The 17,611-nt window shown below is 64.8% G+C and carries 18 protein-coding genes; 10 read left to right on the forward strand and 8 right to left on the reverse strand.

Going from position 1 to position 17,611, the window contains the following annotated elements:
* Nucleotides 1-487: 487 nt before the first annotated feature.
* On the forward strand, nt 488-2,659 hold the full coding sequence (locus tag KQ305_RS08675; protein WP_259725018.1) for a tetratricopeptide repeat protein: 2,172 nt from the start codon (nt 488-490) through the stop codon (nt 2,657-2,659).
* Nucleotides 2,660-2,804: 145 nt separating this feature from the next.
* On the opposite strand, the gene KQ305_RS15350 is transcribed toward KQ305_RS08675, so the two are convergent.
* Nucleotides 2,805-3,245 (reverse strand): prepilin-type N-terminal cleavage/methylation domain-containing protein, encoded by a 441-nt coding sequence (locus tag KQ305_RS15350; RefSeq protein ID WP_311134334.1) that lies wholly within the window; start codon nt 3,243-3,245, stop codon nt 2,805-2,807.
* Nucleotides 3,246-3,509: 264 nt separating this feature from the next.
* Here KQ305_RS15350 and KQ305_RS08685 point away from each other — a divergent pair, with 264 nt between their 5' ends.
* A complete protein-coding gene (locus KQ305_RS08685) occupies nt 3,510-4,937 on the forward strand; it encodes a sensor histidine kinase KdpD (RefSeq protein ID WP_259725019.1) in 1,428 nt (475 codons plus the stop codon).
* On the opposite strand, the gene KQ305_RS08690 is transcribed toward KQ305_RS08685, so the two are convergent.
* Nucleotides 4,825-5,610, reverse strand: coding sequence for a response regulator transcription factor (locus KQ305_RS08690; protein ID WP_259725031.1), 786 nt, complete (start codon nt 5,608-5,610; stop codon nt 4,825-4,827). The two genes, KQ305_RS08685 and KQ305_RS08690, sit on opposite strands and share 113 nt — an antisense overlap.
* Nucleotides 5,607-6,302 carry a response regulator transcription factor gene (locus tag KQ305_RS08695; protein ID WP_106220558.1) on the reverse strand — a complete coding sequence of 232 codons (696 nt, stop codon included), beginning with the start codon at nt 6,300-6,302 and terminating at the stop codon, nt 5,607-5,609. The genes KQ305_RS08690 and KQ305_RS08695 overlap by 4 nt, the downstream gene beginning before the upstream one ends.
* Before the next feature lie 458 nt (nt 6,303-6,760).
* On the opposite strand from KQ305_RS08695, the gene KQ305_RS08700 reads away from it, so the two are divergent.
* A complete protein-coding gene (locus tag KQ305_RS08700) occupies nt 6,761-7,582 on the forward strand; it encodes an ABC transporter permease (protein ID WP_259725032.1) in 822 nt (273 codons plus the stop codon).
* Nucleotides 7,583-7,762: 180 nt separating this feature from the next.
* A complete protein-coding gene (locus KQ305_RS08705; RefSeq protein ID WP_259725020.1) occupies nt 7,763-8,128 on the forward strand; it encodes a hypothetical protein in 366 nt (121 codons plus the stop codon).
* Here the strand turns inward: KQ305_RS08705 and KQ305_RS08710 are convergent.
* Complete coding sequence (locus KQ305_RS08710; protein WP_259725021.1) at nt 8,122-9,732, reverse strand: tetratricopeptide repeat protein; 1,611 nt, start codon at nt 9,730-9,732, stop codon at nt 8,122-8,124. The two genes, KQ305_RS08705 and KQ305_RS08710, sit on opposite strands and share 7 nt — an antisense overlap.
* 228 nt (nt 9,733-9,960) lie before the next feature.
* Here KQ305_RS08710 and KQ305_RS08715 point away from each other — a divergent pair, with 228 nt between their 5' ends.
* Entirely contained in the window at nt 9,961-10,227 is a 267-nt protein-coding gene (locus KQ305_RS08715; RefSeq protein WP_259725022.1) for a hypothetical protein, read from the forward strand.
* On the opposite strand, the gene trmH is transcribed toward KQ305_RS08715, so the two are convergent.
* Nucleotides 10,169-10,858, reverse strand: coding sequence for a tRNA (guanosine(18)-2'-O)-methyltransferase TrmH (gene trmH / locus KQ305_RS08720; protein ID WP_259725023.1), 690 nt, complete (start codon nt 10,856-10,858; stop codon nt 10,169-10,171). The genes KQ305_RS08715 and trmH overlap by 59 nt on opposite strands.
* Before the next feature lie 44 nt (nt 10,859-10,902).
* Here trmH and KQ305_RS08725 point away from each other — a divergent pair, with 44 nt between their 5' ends.
* Together KQ305_RS08725 and KQ305_RS08730 are read left to right on the forward strand one after the other, a co-directional pair.
* On the forward strand, nt 10,903-11,274 hold the full coding sequence (locus KQ305_RS08725; protein WP_259725024.1) for an MGMT family protein: 372 nt from the start codon (nt 10,903-10,905) through the stop codon (nt 11,272-11,274).
* A gap of 20 nt (nt 11,275-11,294) precedes the next feature.
* Nucleotides 11,295-12,701: a 16S rRNA (cytosine(967)-C(5))-methyltransferase gene (locus tag KQ305_RS08730; protein ID WP_399231088.1), complete on the forward strand. Its 1,407-nt coding sequence runs from the start codon at nt 11,295-11,297 to the stop codon at nt 12,699-12,701.
* On the opposite strand, the gene KQ305_RS08735 is transcribed toward KQ305_RS08730, so the two are convergent.
* The 3 genes from KQ305_RS08735 to KQ305_RS08745 are packed head-to-tail and all read right to left on the reverse strand — an operon-like array spanning nt 12,698 to nt 16,101.
* Entirely contained in the window at nt 12,698-14,887 is a 2,190-nt protein-coding gene (locus tag KQ305_RS08735) for a transglycosylase domain-containing protein (RefSeq protein ID WP_259725025.1), read from the reverse strand. The two genes, KQ305_RS08730 and KQ305_RS08735, sit on opposite strands and share 4 nt — an antisense overlap.
* Nucleotides 14,884-15,876 (reverse strand): chlorophyll synthase ChlG, encoded by a 993-nt coding sequence (chlG, locus tag KQ305_RS08740; protein ID WP_259725026.1) that lies wholly within the window; start codon nt 15,874-15,876, stop codon nt 14,884-14,886. Before chlG ends, KQ305_RS08735 begins: the two co-directional genes overlap by 4 nt.
* 12 nt (nt 15,877-15,888) lie before the next feature.
* Nucleotides 15,889-16,101 (reverse strand): DUF2862 domain-containing protein, encoded by a 213-nt coding sequence (locus KQ305_RS08745; protein WP_259725027.1) that lies wholly within the window; start codon nt 16,099-16,101, stop codon nt 15,889-15,891.
* A 43-nt stretch (nt 16,102-16,144) separates the two neighbouring features.
* On the opposite strand from KQ305_RS08745, the gene hisF reads away from it, so the two are divergent.
* The 3 genes from hisF to KQ305_RS08760 all read left to right on the forward strand — a co-directional run.
* The gene (gene hisF, locus KQ305_RS08750) at nt 16,145-16,942 is read left to right on the forward strand and encodes an imidazole glycerol phosphate synthase subunit HisF (RefSeq protein ID WP_259725028.1); all 798 of its coding nucleotides are present in this window, start codon (nt 16,145-16,147) and stop codon (nt 16,940-16,942) included.
* Nucleotides 16,943-17,023: 81 nt separating this feature from the next.
* Entirely contained in the window at nt 17,024-17,350 is a 327-nt protein-coding gene (locus KQ305_RS08755) for a hypothetical protein (RefSeq protein ID WP_259725029.1), read from the forward strand.
* On the forward strand, nt 17,337-17,611 hold a 275-nt coding region (locus KQ305_RS08760), incomplete at its 3' end, for a class I SAM-dependent methyltransferase (RefSeq protein WP_259725030.1). The genes KQ305_RS08755 and KQ305_RS08760, both read left to right, overlap by 14 nt.

The following is a 17,611-nucleotide window of genomic DNA, read 5'->3' on the forward strand; positions in this document are numbered from 1 at the left end:
GGGTTTTCGCTCGTGGAACTGCTGGTGGCGGTGAGCTTCGGGCTGCTGGTGTGGGGGGGGGGTGCTGTAGTGCATGGCGGCGGACGTCAGCCGGGAGTAGCCCTACGAGCTGCAGCGCGGCAGCTTCAGTAGAAGTTCGAGGCCGCGGTTGGAGGGCTGCAGAGGATCGAGACGGAGACCCGCATGGGGACGAGCGGCTGAAGGCTCGGCACGTTTTAACGCTTCTGCATCGGGTGCTTCGGGGGACGGCGGCCCAGCCCGAAAGGCGCCTCTGCTCACGGCTGCGGCGGGCATCAGCGCCCATTTTGGGGCAATCCAATCTCTGAGATGGGGGCAGTGTGTAGCGAAAAATCTCTTCCGTAATGGCCAATTCATGCGACGTCGCCCAAGAATTAAGCCGGGGATGCCCAGGGCACCTAAGGGGCCATCAGAGGTCGACAAACCCAAGATGTTTGATGGTAAGATGAATCTAATCGATCCCCTACAATTGTCTGTTGTTTCTTCTGAGCCAGCCTGGTGCATCCAGGAGCAGTTGGAGATTCCAGTCAGCCTGAGGGAGCGTATTCAAGCAGCTAGTGAGCAGTTTGAGGCGGAGAATCAAGCGGACGCAGTAAGTATTCTGGCTGAATTGCTGGAGCAGAACCACGCTACTCCCGAGGAATGGTTGAGCCTCGCGCAGGCTGGGATCCGGTTGCAGCAGATGGATCAGGCGAGGGTTGCGTGTGGCTTTGCCATCACGCAGGGGCACCTGTCGGCGCGAAGCTGGAGCCTCTATGGGGGACTGCTTTACGAGCTTGGTGAGGCCGAGGAAGCCGAAGCTGCCTTCAGGCACGCCCTTTCGATGGACCCTCAGTCGACATCATTGATCTACCGACTGGGTACGTTCCTGTTAGAGCAAGGGCGGCCTGATGAGGCCGTTGACCTCTATGGAGATTTCTTCCATCATGGCGTCGAGCGATCGGACTCTTCCGGCCTGGGCGATATCTACGCGAGCTGTGGTCTTGCGATGATCGGAATGGGGAAAAATGAAGAGGCTCTGGAAGTCTTGTTAGGGCTTTTCTCTTTTGACTCCGAGCACAAGGACTTCAATTATCTGATGGGACTGGCCCTGAAGAATCTCAAGGAGTATGAGCAAGCTGCTGACTTCTTCAGGAAGTCTCTGCCCCAGCGGGACCATGGTGTGGATACCGTCATCACGCTCGCTGATTGCCTGCGGCAGATGGATCGGCCTGATCTGGGTGCCCAGGAATATGAAGCGGCCATCAAGAACTTCCCGCACAACCCCGAGCATGAGGTTCTGTCTCTGAACATGGCGCAGATGTATTTCCGGCTTGGGGATAATGACCGTGCCCGGAGTATTTACGATCAGGTGTTGTCGGATGATCCGGGGAATGTCCTGGCGTCCTATCTCCTCCTGGCCCTGTTGTCGACCTGTGGCAAACCGGAGGTGACTCGAATGAAAGCAGTAGCCGCTCATATGTGGCGTTCATTTCGGGGTTCTCAGTCCACTCTTATTGTGATGTCCTCGAGCCATGTGCCGGAGGCTCCGTCAGCCGGGCCATCGGCAGACGCTTGCCAGGATGTCATCAAGATCGGCATCCTGTCTTCAGAGATTGGGGATCATGTCGTTGGCATGTTCATGACCCCCTTGCTCGAGAACTATGACCGAGACAAGTTCAGAATTGATCTGATCTCCTGTCGTGATTGGAGTGATCCCCGTTCTGATTATCTCTGTTCGTTGGCGAGTGCATCTCATCGTTTGGCTGGCCTCAATGATATCGAGGCACGGGAGTTCATCCGCCAGCAGCAGTACGATATCATCTTGGAAACCTCGGGCTACACCCACTCAGCCAGCCTGTTCATTCTTGCGGAGCGCTGCGCTCCGGTGCAGTGCCATTACATCGGCTTTCACGCCACTACGGGCCTGGACACCATCGATTACTTCATCGGTGATGATGAACTTCTCTCCCCAGAACTGGTCCGGGACTTTTCGGAGAAACCATGGAGGTTGCCGCGGCCTTGGATGGCCCGAAGCTATTCCGATGGGTTGCCGGCCGCCTGCTCGAGAGCTACCCATGATGGACCGGTCTTTGGTAGTTTCAGTTCCCTTCAGAAGCTCACCGACCAGACGCTTTGTTTCTGGGGAGAGGCTCTTCAGGCCGTTCCGGGCAGCCTGCTTATTCTCAAGGATCGGCTGACGGTAGTGCCGATGCTGCGTGAGAAGATTCTCAAGGCTCTGGCCTGCTTTGGTGTGGATCCAGATCGGGTTTCCTTCCTCGGGAAGACAATCTCCTGGCAGGAGCACATGGATGCTTTCAATCTCATCGATATTGGCTTTGACACAACGCCTTGGAGTGGAGCGACCACAGCTTTTGACACTCTTTCCATGGGGGTACCCCTGATCGGCATCCGTGGCAATGCCACCTCCGGTCGGATGAGCAGCTCCGTGCTGAAGGCGATTGGACACGCCGATTGGATCAGCAGCACCCCGCAGGAGTTCAGCAGGATTGCCCAGCGGCTGGCGGCTGATCATGGTCGGCATCGGCAAGGGAAAAAGCTCTTGCAGGATCAGGTGCTTGCTAGTTGTCTGTTCGATGGCGCAGGGCTGGCAAGGGAGCTGGAACGCTCCTTCACCCAGATGCTCTCCCGGGTTCCCTGACCGCTGGCCGGATCCCGGATCCCAGGGCGGAACCGGACCAGCCCGGACGGATGACTCCAGTGGCCACGAAAAATGGCGGGCACTGGGGCCCGCCTGGTTGTTTGCTTGAGCACCGAACCATGGGCAGGAAAGGCCCAGGCGGAAATCAGCCGAAGGTGCAGGTCATCGCGCCAGTGCCAGAAGCAACCGTGACGGTGACTGACGAACTACCTGTTGTGGAGGTTTGGCCGAGGCACCTAACGCCTGCGGCTCCAGCTGTAAAGCCTCCAGATACAGTGCCTTGGCCAGTAGTAGAGCAGGAAGTAGTCGTCCCGGCACCAGATGCGGAGGTCGGTATTGCACCTACGCCCCCAGAAGCCACGAAGGTGGCACATTCCTTGGCCAGGCCGATCACCTCACCCACGCGGGCACCGGCGGAGGCGGCGGCCCGTGCGCCCAGGAAGTTGGGCAGTGCGACGGCGGAGAGGATGCCCACGATCGCCACCACGATCATCAGCTCGATCAGGGTGAAGCCCTTGGCCACCTTGGATTTCTTCTCGCGCAGGCTGCGCATCAGGGCGAGTTTGGTCTTGGGGGAGATGTTCATCGGAAAGCTCAGAGCTCTTTACAAAACCTAGCTTATGCAATGAAATTGCCTTTCGTCCACGACGGAGAACCCTCCTACCCGGAAGGGGCTGTAATGATTGTCTAAGCTGCTAAACCATTGCTGCGACTGAGATCCTGAGGACTTCGTCGCCCTGAGCCTGAGCGTTATTGGAGGACCTTTCATTGTCCACTAGCATCAAATTCGAGTGGGATCTTGTCGAGGTCTAATGATTCTCTAATGAATCTATCTCCATTCTCTCGGTCGTTGGGGCCCCTGAGGCCAGCCTCCCAGGCCTTCTCGATCCGGCGGCGGCTTCTGGGACTCAGTCTGCTGGCCGTTTTGGGCGGCTATGCCCTGCTGATCGTGGCCACAGCGCTGCTGGCCAGCCAGGAACGGCGCAGCCAGCACCGTGCCACTGCGGCCAGCGTGCGTCGAGTGCTGCTTGCGCGCAAGCCTGTTCCCCATACCTTTGAGGCCATCAGCACCACCATGGCCCAGTTGATCAGCCCCAATTTTCTGGGCTGGGTCGAGACCGACCAGGGGGTTCCCTTTGGCGCTGCCGATCAGATCCGGTTGTTCTCGATTCCCACCGGACTGCCACTGACCCGCCTCCCCGGCCTCAAGAGGGGATCTGAACAGGTGGCGGTGGTGCGGGCTGGAGAATTTACCTATCTCACCAGTTCGCAGCAGATTCAGCTGGGGGCGCGCACCGTACGCCTCCGCTTCCTGGAGGACATTACCCAGAAACTGGCCCAGCAGCGGCTGCTGCTGATTCTTCTGTCGGCGGCGGCCGGTGTGGCCACCCTGTTCACGGGGCTGTTGCTGCGGCCCGTGCTCGTGCGGGGCCTCTCGCCCCTGCATGATCTCGGCCTGCGCATGCAGGCGATAAGTTCCGACAGCCTCGACAGCCAGCGGGTGTTGGTGGCCTCCCAGCCCAAGGAACTGGTGCCGATCGCCTTGGCCTTCAATGATCTGCTCGATCGTCTCTCGGCCTCCTGGGAGCGCCAGCGGGGCTTCGCCAATGGCGTGAGCCATGAGCTGCGAACCCCCATCAGCCTGATCCGCAATTACGCCAGCAGCCTGCGGCGCCGCTCGCACGATCTCTCCGATCAGCAGGCCGAGCAACTGGCCTTGATCGAGGAGGAAGCGGGCCGGATGGGCCGGCTGGTGGCGGACCTGCTCGCGCTCACCCGCATCGAGGCCCATCGCACCCTCATGCCCTATGAGCCTTTCGATGTGGCCCAGGCGATCGAGCGGGTGGCGGAGCGGCTGCGGTCGCGTTGCTACGGCCGCTTGCGCATCTGCCCCGGGGCCACCCAGTCGGCACGCACCTTCGCCCTGGGGGAGGCCGATCGCTTTGAGCAGTGCCTGGCCAACCTGATTGAAAACGCTCAGAAATACGACCCAGGCGCCGGCCCGATTCAGTTGCGGCTCGATGCCAGCCTCGATCGGGTGGTGGTGCATGTGATCGATTCCGGCCCTGGCGTTCCGGACAACGAAAAAGCTCTGATCTTTGAACGCTTCGGTCGAGGGCGCCAGACCCACGCCATCCCCGGCAGCGGCGTGGGCCTGGCGGTGGTCAGGGCGTTGATGGAGGCGATGGGGGGGAGTGTTTCGGTGGCGGATGGGCCGGAAGGGGGGGCTGATTTCCAGTTGCGTCTGAAGGGCGCAGCTCCCCTTCTCGGAGCATGAAGCCCACCCCGCGCACAGTTTGGATCAGGGTGGGCAGGCCCTCGGGCTCCAGTTTGCGGCGCAGATAACGGATATAGACACCTAGCAGGTTCTCGTCGCCGAAGTGGTTCTCGCCCCATACGTCCCTCAGTATCTCCTCCCGCCCCACCACGCGCCCTGCCCCGCGCAGCAGACACAGAAGCAGGTCGTATTCACGCACCGAGAGGGAAACCGCCTGGCCAGCCCGTGTCACCTCACGGGTCGCCGTGTTCACCGTGACATCGGCGCAGCTGAGCAGGTCGGAGTTGGCCACCCCGCGCCAGTAAGCGGTGCGACGCAGTTGGGCACGGATCCGGGCCAGCAGCTCCTCGATCGAGAAGGGTTTGAGGATGTAATCGTCGGCGCCGGAATCGAGTGCTTCGACACGGTCGCGGATGTCGTCGTGGCAGGTGAGCATCAACACCGGGGTGATGTCACCGCTGGAGCGCAGCCTCCGGCAGATCTCGACGCCGCTGAAATCCGGCAGGGTCCAGTCGAGCAGCACCAGATCCGTCGTGGCGTCCCGCAGGTGCAGCAGCGCCCCCTGGCCGTCTTCGGCTTCGCTGACGCCGTAGCCCTCGCAATTCAGTTCGCCGGCCAGGAAGGTGCGCATGCGCGGGTCGTCTTCGACGATCAGCAGCTGCGATGTGGTCAGCGGGGTGGCCCTTCCTTCAGCATGAAGCCGACGCCACGCACCGTTTGGATCAGGGTGGGCTGGCCCGCCGGCTCGAGTTTGCGGCGCAAGTAGCGCACGTACACATCCAGGAGGTTGTCGTCGCCCAGCCAGTTTTCGCCCCAGAGGGCATCGAGGATGGCGCGGCGCTCCTGCACCTGGTTGGGGTGACGCAACAGATGCATCAACAGATCGAACTCCTTGGCCGTGAGATGGATCGATTCACCGCCCCTGGCCACTTCCCGGCTGGCGGGATTCACCTCCAGGTCGGCCATCCGCAGCACACCTCCTTCCTGTTCATCGATGCCGCTGCGACGCAGGCGGGCCCGGACTCGGGCCAACAGTTCCTCGATCGAGAACGGCTTGATCAGGTAGTCGTCGGCGCCGGAATCGAGCGCCTCCACCCGTTGCTGCACCTCATCGCGGGCTGTGAGCATCAGCACGGGAGTGGAAATTCCCCCTTTGCGCATCCGTCGACACACTTCCACACCGCTGAAATCCGGCAGGTTCCAATCGAGTAGCACCAGATCCCAGGTTTGGCTGCGGATCCTGCCCAGGGCCTGCTGGCCGCAGGCCGCTTCTTCACACTCATACCCCTCAACGGCAAGCTCGGAGGTGAGGAAGCCGCGCATCTCAGGATCGTCATCGACGATCAGCAGGCGGGCGCTGGTCATCGGATGGGTAGGGCGGTACGACGCTTGGCCAAAGTGAAAGAAGGCTCTCTGGAGTTGAGAGGCGCAATCTGTTCACATTATACCAGCGTGAGAATTGTCTTGCAACCTTGTGGGAATCCTTCTCGCTTGCTTCCGCCTGCGCGTTCAAACAGGTGAAGGCAGTCCCAGGCTGGCTGAGATGGGCTGGCTTGACAGGGGTCAGGCCGCGACCATACGTTTGCCCAGTATTAGTTTTCTGGCCGATCTTTGCCCCTTGGACAGCCCGTGTCCACATTGGCGCCAAGGCAACGGTACTGTTGCGCCAATCCGCCTCACTGCACATGAGCAGAAGCTCAATTTCCGCGAGTCTGGTTATTATAACGAATCTGTTGTACTCGTGATGGGTCCGAGCACACCGCATCTCTGACGCACGCACCATGGTGACCAGTCGGGTCGGAGCCCGCACCCTCTCGGCGCGCATGGCCCGCTGGGGCATCGCCATCGTTGCGCTCTATGGCCTGATCGCCCTGCTCACGCCACTGCTGGTGCACGGCGGCCTGTTGCCCGATCCCAATGCGGGCCTTGAGAATCCCATCTACGCCCCCCCCTCTTTCGGGCATTGGTGCGGCACCGACCGTCTCGGCCGTGATGTCTGCGTGCGCACGCTTGCCGGCAGCAGTGTGGCCCTGCAGGTGGTGCTCAGCGCCTTGGTGCTGGCGCTGGTGATCGGTGTTCCGCTAGGCATGGTGAGCGGTTACATCGGCGGAGGGGTCGACCGCGTCTTGGTGCTGGTGATGGACACCTTGTACACCTTGCCGGTGCTGCTGCTCTCGGTGGTGCTCGCCTTTCTGCTTGGCCGGGGCCTGCCCAACGCTGCCGCCGCCCTCTGCGTGGTGTATGTGCCGCAATACTTCCGCGTGGTGCGCAACCAGTCGGCCCAGGTGAAGGCCGAGCTGTTCATCGAGGCGGCTCGCTCCCTGGGGGCCGGCCCCGCCTGGATCCTGCGCCGCTACTTGTTTCGCAACGTGATCACCTCGGTACCGGTCCTGCTCACCCTCAATGCGGCCGATGCGGTGCTGGTGCTGGGGGGGTTGGGATTTCTCGGGCTCGGACTGCCGGAGACCATTCCGGAATGGGGCAGCGACCTACAACAGGCCCTGACGGCGTTGCCAACCGGCATCTGGTGGACGGCCCTGTTCCCAGGCTTTGCCATGTTCGTGCTGGTGCTCGGCCTTTCATTTCTGGGTGAGGGCCTGGAGAACTGGTTGTCTGGCGGTGGCTCCGTCAAGGCGGAACAGTGAGCTGAGGCCTCCGCTGGCTGTTGATCGGCGGCGGGTGAACTCCGGTGGAGGTGTCTCACGGATGAAGCACCTGGCGCGTGGGCCCCGGGAAGGCTGCACCGGGACCTTTTGGTCAACTTGATGGGGTTATGGTTGTGAGATGTCGAGGATTTCAATGTGCTTCTTCATGTGCCTGTTTCCGTGGGTGAGCTGATCGATAAACTGACAATTCTCGAGATCAAGCGGACCCGCATAAAGGACCTCCAGAAGCGTAGAAATATTCAGAATGAAATCGAATCGCTGGCGCCAATCGTTGAGGAGTCTAAGTTGATGGATACGGCTTCTCTCATGGGCCTGAAAGCCAGGCTTTCCGGGGTGAATGAACAGCTCTGGGAGATTGAAGACGCGATCCGCGGCCATGAGCGGCGGCAGGATTTTGGCCCAGAGTTTGTGCAGCTGGCTCGAGCCGTGTACCGCACGAATGATCTGCGCGCTGAACTGAAGCAGGAGATCAATCTCCTGATGGGATCTTCCCTGGTGGAGGAGAAGAGCTACGCTGTTTACTGATTACCCATGCCGATAAGGGAGCGTTTGACCCGTCGGATGACCTCCGGCCAGTCGTGGGGCCTGCGCTGGCGGAACAACCGCATGCTCGGATACCAGTGGGTCCGTTCCCCGCGCAGTCCCCATCGCCAGTCGGGCACCTGATGGAGCAGCAACCAGGTGGGCCTCCCGAGGCCGCCTGAGAGATGGGCGAGGGCGGTATCGGTGGTGATGACTAGATCACAGCTTTCGAGGATCGCCGCTGTCTCGGTGAAGCTCATGGTGGAGGTGATCTCGTCCTGAAGATCAATGAATGAGTCGCGAAAGCTGCAGGATTCCAGCTGTTCCGTCCCGGCTCCCTTTTGCAGGGAGAGGAAAGTAACGCCTGACAGCTCGGCAAGGGGGGACAGCAGCTCAAGGGGTATGGAGCGGCCGGAAAGGATCCCTTGCTCGGCCTCCGGATTGCCTTGCCAATGAAGACCGATCTTCAGGGATCCATCTGATGAAAACTTCGCTTTCCAGCGCTCCGCGCAGGACTTATCAGCCCGCAGATAGGTCTGGTTGCAGCTCTCCGCTGGACTGTTCTGCAGCGAAAGCAGACGGGGCACCGAGAGCAGCGGCAGCCAGTGATACCCCTCCAGGGCGATGGCCTCGGTGGGATCGAACATCTGATCGACCAGGCCAGCCTGTTCAATCAGGGGGATTAGTTTCTGCTGGACGCAAAGGGCCACGCTGGCCACGCGGCTGCGTATCAAGGGTGCCAGCCGGATGAATTGCAGCACATCACCGAGCCCCTGCTCGCTGATCAGTAGAAGCTTTATGTCAGCGTTGGGGGCGCCGTCCCATCGCTCCCCGTTCGCCTGGATTAAAAGGGGGGAAGGACGGCTGGCATGCAGGCGCCATTCGTAAAATTCCCAGCCAAGAAACCTTTCTCCTGATTGTAGAAGAACCATGGAAAGATTCAGGTGGGCGAGGATATTCTCGGGGTCGAGTTCAATTACTCTGGTAAATGCGGAATAGGCGCCATTGGTATCCTTTGCAATCCAGTAATTGAGGCCAAGATCGAGAAGGCAATCCACATTGAAGGGGTCTATGTCCCTCGCTAGTCGAAGGTATTTCAGGGCGGAGGCGTAGTCGCCCTTTTCCCCCTGGATGACACCCAGAAGCCGGGCGGCGCTGCTGTTGCGTGGGTTCAACTCCAGGGCCAGTTCCAGATGGCTGGTGGCTTCGTCCGAGCGTCCGTTCTCCTTCAGCAGCAAGCCAAGGTTCGTTTGCGCATCTGCATTGTCTGGTTGCAGGCTTGTGGAGCGGGTCAAGCAGTCAATGGCTTCATGGATATTCCCCTGGCGATGGTGGATGGCGCCAAGCCCGCAAAGCGCACGCGCATCGTGGGGATCGATGCGCAACGCCGCTTCGATCAGGCTTCTGGCCTCCCGAAGTCGGTCTGTTCTGTAGCAAAGACTTCCCAGCGAATACAGCGCCTCCAAATCCTCGGGGGCCTCACCGAGGGCGGCGCGAAGACAGGACTCAGCCTCGGGCAGCTGATTGGCCTTCAGGTGCTGAATTCCCTCGGCGACGACGGACTGTCGGGCGTTGCATTCGTCTGGGTTGCCCTGATCGCTGGCCAAGGAAGGCAAAGGCGTCGTGTCCCGGTGCTGTTCGTGTCCAGTGGCGGCTCAGCTGCCATCGTTTGGCTTCTTTCAGCCTTCCCAGGCGGCGGGACCGGCCGGCGAGGCAGAATCGATCCTAATTCAATCGAATTGAAGATCCATCGTCACGCTGGCGTGCCGAATCCATGACATCGGATTTCTCCTGTAGCGTTTTGCGGAGTGCTGGCTCCGGCAATGCCCTGGTGGTTGGATCTGGTCCTGCTGGCCTCGGCCGTCTATCTCTGGATCAAGGGCGGCAACACCCCGGATGACGTCTGGAGTGTCTTCCAGAAGTTCCTGGCCGTCGTGGCCGTGCTGGTGGTGTTGCTGGGGGGGCGCCAGCTGCTGCTGGAGATCCTGGCCCTGGCGCTCACCTTCTGGTTGCCCACCGCCGCCCGCTTCGATGGCGGTCCGATCAGCAGCGCAGACGCACCCCCCGTGGAAGCTCCTCGAGGATGGCGCCTTCGGGGCTGAGGGCGGGGTAGGGGCGGCCTTCGCGGCGGCACCAGTCGGCTACCTGGGGGTAGGCCCACTCAAACAACAGCGGCCCATAGCGCTCCGGGGCCAGCCCCTCTCCGTGGCTGGGCAGGCAGCCCTTCGCCTGCCGTTGCCGCAGGGCCTCGAACAGCAGGATCGCGTTCGCCACCGATACGTTGAGCGACTGCACCATCCCCGCCATCGGGATCACGATCGCCTGATCGATCGCAGCGGCGGTGGCCTCGCCCAGCCCCCACTTCTCCGCCCCCAGCACGAAGGCCGTGGGTCCGGTGAAATCACAGTCGCGGTAGTCCACCGCGTCGGCCCCCAGGTGGGTGCCGTACAGGCGGAAGCCGTCGGCCTTCAGCAGCGCGATGGCGTCGGTGGTGCGCTCGTGCCGGTGCAGCGCCACCCATTTCTGGCTGCCCAGGGCCGTGCGGTTGAAGGTGGGCACCCGCCCTTTGAGGCTCACGGCATGGGCTTCGAGCACCCCCACGGCATCGCAGCTGCGCAGGATCGCCGAGAGGTTGTGGGGCTTGTCCACATGCTCCAGCAGCACCGTCAGATCGCCCATGCGGCGATCGAGCACCGCGCGCAGGCGCTCGAAGCGGCGGGGCAGCAGCGGCATGGGCCTGGTAAAACGCCATCATCGACCTTGCCAGCTGTACGGCCATGTCCAGGGTTGCTGCGGTCACGGAGCGTCCCTTTGACAGCCGCGTCTACGCGATGGTGCGGCGCATCCCCCACGGTCAGCTGGCCACCTACGGCCAGGTGGCTGAGCTGATCGGGGCCTACGGCTGCGCCCGCCAGGTGGGCTGGGCCCTGCGGCGCCTGCCGCTGCCGTCGGAGGTGCCCTGGCAGCGGGTGGTGAATGCCCAGGGGCGCATCGCGATGAGTCCCGGCCGTGAGGGCAGCGACTGGATGCAGCGGCAGCTGCTGCTGGCCGAAGGCATCGCCGTGGCCGCCGACGGCCGCCTGCCCCTGGCCCGGCACCGCTGGCGTCCCCCGCTGGAGCTTGCCGAGCCCTCCTGTACAAAGGAGTGAACCGTCTCGGGAGCCCGCCGATTCACGCCAGCGAGACTGTTCCCGGCGACACCGTCCCCGGCGACACCATTCCCGGCCTGGCCTCCCGGCAGCTGGCCTGGCAGGTGCTCCAGGCCGTCGCGGCCGGCGCCTACGCCGATGCCGCCCTGGAGCGGGAGCTGGCTTCCCTGGCCCGCACGGGCGGTGGCCTTTCGGCGGCCGACCGCGGCCTGGCCACCGAGATCGCCTATGGCGCCATCCGCCAGCGGCTGCTGCTGGATGGCTGGATCGACGCCCTCGGCAAGGTGTCCGCCCTGCGCCAGCCGCCGGCCCTGCGCTGGTTGCTGCATGTGGGTCTCTACCAGCTGCTGTTCAGTGATCGGGTGCCGGCGGCGGCGGCGGTGAGCACCACCGTGGCGCTGGCCAAGCGCGTTGGGCTGGGCCGGCTGGCGCCGGTGGTGAACGGGATGCTGCGCTCGCTGCTGCGGCGGCGGGACAGCCTGGCCGGTGCGGAACCCTGGGACGGGTTGCCGTTGCCGGCCGATGCCGCCGCCGCCCTGGCCCTGCGCCGCTCCCTGCCCCCCTGGCTCAGCGCCGAGCTGCTGGGCTGGCTGCCGCCAGAGCGGGCCGAGGCCTTCGCCCTGGCCTGCAACGCGGTGCCGGCCCTCGACCTGCGCGCCAACCCCCTGCGCACCACTCGTGACGCGTTGCTGGAGCGCTTCACGGCCGCCGGCGTGGCCGCCCGCGCCCTGCCCGGCGCGCCCCACGGCCTCACACTGCTGGAGCGGGTCGGCGACCCTCGCGACCTGCCCGGCTACGCCGACGGACTCTGGTGCGTGCAGGACCGCAGCGCCCAGGCCATCGCCCCGCTGCTCGATCCCCAGCCCGGCCAGCGGATCCTCGATGCCTGCGCCGCCCCGGGCGGCAAGAGCACCCACCTGGCGGAGCTGATCGGCGACCAAGGCGAGCTCTGGGCGCTCGATCGCTCCGAAGCCCGCCTGCGGCGCCTGGATCGCAACGCCGAGCGCCTCGGACTCACCTGCATTCGCTCCCTGGCGCTCGACGCCACCGCCCCCGCCGAAGCCAAGCCCCACTGGCAGGGCACTTTTGATCGCGTTCTGCTCGATGCCCCCTGCTCCGGCCTGGGCACCCTGGCCCGCCATCCGGATGCCCGCTGGCGGATCACCCCGGAGGCCATCGACGGCCTGGTGCTGCTGCAGCGCCAGCTCCTGGAGGCGCTGCTGCCCCAGCTGGCCCCCGGAGGCCGGTTGGTCTACGCCACCTGCACGGTGGAACCGCGCGAGAACGGCGGCCTGATCGCTGCGTTGCTGGCGGCCCACCCCGGCTTGTCGCTGCTGGAGGAACGCCAGTGGTGGCCGGAACCCCCGGCGGGGGAACGCGGTGGCGGCGATGGCTTCTATGCGGCGGTGTTGCAGGCGCCCGCTTAAGGCGGTGGTGGTGCGGCGACGGGGGGCGGTGGCGGCAGGGGAGCGGGCACGTCGGCCGGAGGGGCTGGCGGCGGCATGGCCGCATCGCGGGAGCGGGGGGCGGCCACGGGATTGTTCGGCGCTGCCGGTGGCGCTGGCTCGCTGTCGGCCGGTGGCCGTTCGCTGGGGAGCTCCTGGGCGGGGGGGGTGGTGCGGCTGGGCTCCTGCGGCGGTGGTTCCCAGCGCTGGCTGCCGCGATCGCCCCCGGAGTCGGGAATGGCGTCGGCCTGGGACGGCTTCTGGCTGCGCACCGGCTTGAAGCTGCCGGTGAGCACGGGCTTGGGCGGGAACTTCTGCACCGGCATCCCCTTGGTCACCGGTTCCATGAACGTCCGCCAGGCATAGGTGGCCAGGACGCTGGTGGTGCCGGTTCCCTGGTTGTTGTCGTACCCCAGCCAGACGCCGGTGGTGAGCTGGGGGATCGAGCCGATGAACCAGAGGTCGCGGGCCCCCTCGGAGGTGCCCGTTTTGCCGGCCACTGGCCGGTCGGCCAGGGCGGCGCCGCCGCCGGTGCCACCTTGCACCACCTGCTGCAGCATCCACACCATCGCGTCGGCGATGTCGCTGCTCACCGCTCGGGTGCCGCGGGGGCCGTTGGCCCGGCGTGACCAGAGCAGCTCCCCGTCCGGTCCGAAGATCTCCTCGAAGGGCAGCGGCTGGATGTACACCCCCCGGTTGACCAGCGCCGCGTAGGCCGCCGTCATGTCGAGCACCGTCTGGTCGTTGGAGCCGATCGCCATCGACAGATAGCGCCCCAGCTCCCGGTGGATGCCGAGGCTCTTGGCGGTGGCGATCACCGGGTCGTAGCCCAGCTTCTGCAGCAGCCCCACCGCCACGATGTTGAGCGAGTTCTGCAACGCCGTGGCCAGACTCACCGAGCCCATGTACCGGTTGCCGAAGTTCTTGGGGCAATAGCTGCCGAAACAACGGGCCGAATCGACCACCGTGTCCTCGGGCTTCATGCCCAGTTTCAGGGCCGTGAGATAGATGAACAGCTTGAAGGTGGATCCCGGCGAGCGCAGCGCCTGGGAGGCCCGGTTGAACTGGGTCTTCTCCCAGTCCTTGCCGCCCACCATCGCCCGCACCAGGCCGGTGCCGGGCTCCATGGCGACCAGGGCCCCCTCCATGCTGCCGGTGGCGTAGCTGTCGATTGTTTTCTGCGCCTCCACCTGCCAGGCCGCATTCAGGCCGCTGCGGATGGTGAGGCCCCCCACCTCCAGCTGCTCCTTGCTGAGCACCTTGGGCAACTCCTGCTCCAGCCAGCTGGTGTACCAGGGGGCCGGGTTGTAGAAGAATTTCGGTTCGGCCGGCTTCAGCGCCAGGGGGGCGGCCTCGGCCCGCTCCAGCTGGGCGTCGTCGATGAAACCCGCCTCCCGCATGCGCCCCAGCACGACCGAGCGCCGCCGCAGGGCCACCTCCGGATTCACCAGCGGTGAATACACCGATGGGGCCGGCGGCAGGCCGGCGATCATGGCGGCTTCCGGCAGGGTGAGCTGGTCGGGACGTTTGGAGAAGTAGATCCAGGCGGCATCGGAAACGCCGTAGGCGCTGGAGCCGAGGTACACGTAATTGAGGTACTGCTCGAGAATCTGCGCCTTGCTCAGCTGGCGCTCGATCTTCCCGGCCAGCGCCGCTTCCTTGAGCTTGCGCACGATCGTGCGGTCCTGGCTCAGGAACACGGTGCGGGCCAGCTGCTGGGTGATCGTGCTGGCGCCCTCCTCAACCGCACCCTGCTGCAGGTTGCGCAGCATGGCCCGGCTGATGCCGAGCAGATCGATGCCGTCGTGCTGGTAGAAGCGGCGGTCCTCGGCGGCCACGAAGGCGCGCTGGAGCAGCAGTGGCATCTTGCCGGCCGGCAGCTTCTCCCGGGTGGCCGGACCCTTCTTGAGCACCACCTGGCCGTCGGAGGAGAGGATCGTGACCGTCCCCGGCCGGTTGAAGCTGTTGATGCGGCCGGCGTCGGGGAGAAATCCGTCGAGGCTGCGCACCAGGGTTGTCTGGCCCAGGGCCACCAGGCCACCGGCGGCGGCCGCGGCCAGGGCCGGTCCGAGCAGGCGCCAGTTGGAGCGTGGCGAGGGACGGCTGGTCGGTGCTTCGCCCGGTTGACGGGGGCCGGTGGTGGCCGTGGTCGGGCCCACCTTGGTCATGGCAGGGTCAGGTCGCTGTGGCCGATGGCCAGGGCCGTCACGAGCATGCCGAGCACCAGGAATGGCTGGGCGCTGGCTTGGTACTTCACATCGAAGGCGACGGGATCGCGCAGCAGCCAGATGTCCTGGAAGGTGATCTGGGGGACGATCAGCAGCACCAGCAACACGGCGGCGAAGTGCTGGCCGATGGCGATCAGCACCGCCACCATCGCCAGCTGGAAGAGATCGATCATGCCGGCGCTGATCCAGCTGGCCCTCTCGATGCCGAACACCACCGGCAACGACTGCAGACCCAGGGTCCGGTCGCCTTCGACGCTCTTGAAGTCGTTGACGACGGCGATCCCCAGCCCGGCCAGGCTGTAGGCCAGGGTGAGCAGGGCGGTGGCCCAGGTGAGCTGGCCGAACAGGGCCTGGCCGGCCCACCAGGGCAGGGCGATGTAGCTGGCGCCCAGGGCGTAGTTGCCCAGCCAACCGTTCTGCTTCAGCTTCAGCGGTGGCGCCGAATAGATGTAACTGACGAAGGACCCGCCCAGGGCCAGCAGCAGCAGCACCGGGGTGCTGTGGCCGGCCCAGACATCCAGACCCCAGGCCACGGCCAGACCCGCCAGCAGCAACACCACGATCTGCAGCCGCACCTGGCCCAGGGGAATCGCACCGGAGGGAATCGGCCGGTAGGGCTCGTTGATCGCGTCGATCTCGCGGTCGTAGTAGTCGTTGATCGTCTGGGTGTAGCCCGCCAGCAGGGGGCCGCTCATCAGCATGCAGGCCACCGAGGCCCCTACCTCCGGCAGGGTCCAGTGGAAGTTGCCGGACGCCGCCGCTCCGCAGATCACTCCCCAGATCAGGGGGATCCAGGTGACGGGCTTCATCAGCTGCAGCCGGATCTTCCAGATGTTGCTGCTACCGCTGGCGCCTTTCATGCCGAGCAGCTGCCGGGCGCCACCGGAAACGCCTGGCGATCCGGCGTTGGTTTCGGGGCTCTGGCTCATGGGTGGGCCGTCTCAGGCGGGGGTGATCTCATCATCGAAGAACCAGGTGGTGGTGCCGCCGCTCAGCTCCACCACCACGCCGATTCCGGTGCCATCGGTGACGCGGAAATCCTTCACCGTGCCGGTGGCATCGGCCTTGAGGGCCGCCACCAACCCGGCCGGAATCCGATCGCGCACGCGCGTCACCCGCACCTTCGAGCCGATGGTGATGCCAGCCTGGGTCATGTCCGGCGCGAGTAGAAAGTGGCGCAACCTTAACAGTGAACACGTGGTTGCCAAACGGATCATCCCCTGCCTGGACGTGGCCGGGGGCAGGGTTGTGAAGGGCGTCAACTTCGTGGGTCTGCGGGATGCCGGCGACCCGGTGGAGCTGGCCTGCCGCTACAGCGCTTCCGGCGCCGATGAACTGGTTTTCCTCGACATCGCCGCCAGCCACCAGGGCCGCGCCACCCTTGTCGAGATGGTTCAACGCACCGCCGAGGCGGTGACGATCCCCTTCACGGTCGGCGGTGGCATCGTCAGCGTCGGCGGCATCACGGAGCTGCTGCGGGCCGGCGCCGACAAGGTGAGCCTCAATTCCTCCGCGGTCCGCACTCCGGAGTTGGTGACGGCCGGTGCCGATCTCTTCGGCTGCCAGTGCATCGTTGTGGCGATCGATGCCCGCCGCCGTGCTTCCGATGGCGAGGCCCCCCCGGCCTGGGATGTTTTCGTCAAGGGTGGGCGGGAGAACACCGGCCTGGACGCGGTGGCCTGGGCCCGTCGCGTGGTGGCGCTCGGTGCCGGCGAAATCCTGCTTACCTCCATGGACGGCGACGGCACCCAGGCGGGATACGATCTTGCCCTCACCCGGGCGGTGGTCGAGGCCGTGGAGGTGCCGGTGATCGCCTCCGGAGGCGCCGGCTGCATCGATCACATCGCCGCCGCCCTTGAGGTGGCCGGGGCCTCGGCGGCCCTGCTGGCCTCCCTGCTCCATGACGGGGTGCTCACGGTGGAGGAGATCAAGCTGGATCTGTTGCGGCGGGGCCTGCCGATTCGCCCCCTGCTTGCCCTCCTGCCCACGGCCTGAGGTGGCCAGCGACGCTGCCGATCGCATCACGTGCTTCATCCGCCGTAACATTTGGGAACCTTCGTGGATCGTGGTGCATCGGTGAACGCCTTCCTGCTCCTGCCAACGCCCGTGTTCACGGCGATCGCACTGGTGCTGGTGGTCGTGGTGATCGCCCTTGTGGCCTGGGCGCTGCAGCTGATGCAGGCCGCCACCGACCGACGCGAATTTTCCCTGATGCTGGCCGGCTGCATGGTCTGCTCGGCGGCCGTCGGCCTGGCCACCGTGATGGTGCTCACCTTCACCAGCCCGGTCCGCCTCGAGGCCCGTGGCCTGACGGCCCCCGACCTCGAACCGGCGGGCGTCAGCCTGGATGCCATCGTGCTGCCCTGGGATGACTCGATGATCACCCGCTTTGGCCAGAGTTGACCCCGGGCAGATCAGCGATCTGTTCGATGCCATTGCCCCCCGCTACGACCAGCTGAACGATCTGCTCAGCCTGGGGTTGCACCGCCTCTGGAAACGGCAGGCGGTGCTGTGGTTGCGTCCCCGTCCCGGCCAGCGCCTGCTGGATCTCTGCTGCGGCACCGGCGATCTGGCCCTGGTGCTGGCCTCCCGCGTCCGCCCCGGCGGCCTGGTGCTGGGCCTCGATGCGGCCGCCGCGCCGCTGGCGATCGCCCGCCGCCGCGC

The sequence above is a fragment of the Synechococcus sp. CS-1332 genome, from assembly GCF_025127995.1.
Taxonomy (GTDB): domain Bacteria; phylum Cyanobacteriota; class Cyanobacteriia; order PCC-6307; family Cyanobiaceae; genus Cyanobium.